General features: G+C 49.5%; 4 protein-coding genes. All 4 read right to left on the bottom strand.

Annotation, left to right across the window (positions count from 1 at the left end):
- A partial coding sequence (locus tag H6570_22645; GenBank protein ID MCB9322092.1) for a response regulator occupies window positions 1-554 on the bottom strand: 554 nt, incomplete at its 3' end.
- A gap of 181 nt (window positions 555-735) precedes the next feature.
- Window positions 736-1,056, bottom strand: a complete 321-nt coding sequence (locus H6570_22640; protein MCB9322091.1) for a hypothetical protein — start codon at window positions 1,054-1,056, stop codon at window positions 736-738.
- Between the two features lie 61 nt (window positions 1,057-1,117).
- Window positions 1,118-1,441, bottom strand: coding sequence for a hypothetical protein (locus H6570_22635; protein MCB9322090.1), 324 nt, complete (start codon window positions 1,439-1,441; stop codon window positions 1,118-1,120).
- 321 nt (window positions 1,442-1,762) lie between these two features.
- Entirely contained in the window at window positions 1,763-2,041 is a 279-nt protein-coding gene (locus tag H6570_22630; protein MCB9322089.1) for a hypothetical protein, read from the bottom strand.
- Window positions 2,042-2,146: the final 105 nt, after the last annotated feature.

Below are 2,146 nucleotides of genomic sequence, written 5' to 3'. Positions count from 1 at the left end.
CCGGTTTCCCCGGTAATTATTACCGGCTCCCTGCTATCGGCAATAGCTTCAATGTATCGAAACAGCACCTGCATGTCGCGCTGGCAGGTAATAATATGGGAGAAGCACTCGGGCCGTTTCACCCCTTTCTCTATCAGGCTGTGTCGCAGCGCACCGACCTCCCGGCGCAGCCCCCTGATCTCCAGGGCACGCCGCACACAGGAGACAAACCGGTTCTCCTCTACCGGCTTGACCAGGTAATCAAAGGCTCCTTCTTTCATGCAGGAGACGGCTGTCTCCAACTCCTGTGAAGCGGTCATGACAATCACCGGCACTTCCGGGTAATTCTGCACCAGTTGCGGCAGCAGTTCGGTGCCGGGGATGTGGGGCATGAAAAGATCCAGTACAATAACGCCCGCCTTTTCCGATTGCAGAAGAGGCATCAGCTCCCGGCCGTCACTTAAAGTAGTCACGGATCGAATACCTCGGCTATTTAACAGGTAACCCGTTCCGAACAGGATCTCCTCTTCATCGTCAACCATGACGACAGGCAGATCACTCACTTTCTTCGTCACAATCCTCTCCTATCTGACTCCGCAAGATACGGGTAGCAGCATGATCACATCCGTACCTTTGCCGGGTCCGCGAATTCATCACCATCTCAGCGTTGATGCATACAGGCTGAATGGCTGTGATTCCGTATTACAAAGCGCATGACTGCTATTTCCGTCGGAAATAGGAGAACAGGTATTCCAATCAGGAAGCGGAAGATCCCGCCCTTATCCACCCAATCACAAAGAACAGCAATGTGGTTACTATGACCAAGGGCCATGGACTCGAAACGATCGCCAAAATGATGAGGATGCTCGTACCGACGAGGATCAGGAGAAACCGTATGAGCTTTCCAAAACGCGCATTGGTTGCTGCCACTTCCCAGATCGGATGTGTCATTACAGCGTATACAATGCGAAAGAGTTTTCCCTGGTCAGGAGCTTTTTTCCTGAGACCCGGATTATCAATAACTTTTTCCTGATCACGATGGGGTTTGTACTTGCGCTGGGTCAAGGTTACCTCCATGGCTTTTTTATTGACGCGTCAATCCGGCCAATAAAGACCGGTTGAATTTCCTGCGTTCTGCTTACACACTTCCGGGCACACTTGGGTCAACGAGAACGGACTGTTTCCTGGTGTTGGAGTTCATAGCACGCTTCTCCATGAATTCCTTGGGAGGCCCATCCACAGATGTATCCATCAAGGCCGGCACAATAGATGCAATCAATACGATCGTTAGACCAAGGCCAAAAAGGAGCGTCAAAACCTGTAATAACCAACCGCCAGTAATCAGGTAATGGCTCGAGAAAACGTATCCGATGGCGACAATAGCGAGAGCGAAGCGCCCATTGGGTGTAAATTTAAAAGCTAACATGGCAAGTTCTCCGTAGATGAAACACTGGCGAATCAATCCAGCAGTTTTTACCGCAGCGTCCGAAGCCATGCGGCGAAGAGGCTGCTTGCCATTTAAAAGAGCAGAAAAAATGCCAACTTTAATTTATTGAATAAAGTCTTTTGGTAACAATGTGATAGGTTCGTCTACACAACCGGATAAAAAGGCTCCGGGCTGCAGCAGAATCTCCGGATCTAAATGAAAAAATGGATTAATCGCTTATTTATCATCAAGATTACTGAATATCGGAAACTGCACAGAGCAAAGAATGCTGCACCCCTCTCTCGCTTCACGTTTTCCAGCACCTTGCCAGGTGGAGTGAGGGCCGACGGCCCGGATCTATCCGAAAAACATTCGCAACCTGTACAGAAAACGTCGTACCTTGTGGTAAGGCGCTGGTACAAACATGACTATCAGGAAAAAGATGGCTACAGATACAACACCAACGACACCCAACATCGTGTAGGCATTGAAAACAAGGTACATGTAAGCAACAGCCAGAGCAGCCCGTACCAGTGTATTGGCAGCCCCTCCCAGTAGCTCCTGCCGGGCTCGTTTAATTTCGCGCATCAGCATCGCTGCCATCAATGTGTCCTTGATATTCTTTTTAGGCATCATGTGTACCTCCCGCCAATCTCGGTAATAGTCAGCAACTACCAGACCAACTCTAAATGCGGTAGGAGTTACCCCTATGTATCAGCCGTTTAAGCAGTCACCTCTAAA

Source organism: Lewinellaceae bacterium (genome assembly GCA_020636135.1).
Lineage (GTDB): Bacteria > Bacteroidota > Bacteroidia > Chitinophagales > Saprospiraceae > JAGQXC01.
Note: the sequence above shows the minus strand (reverse complement) of the source record. Positions and strands in the feature narration are given on the sequence as shown.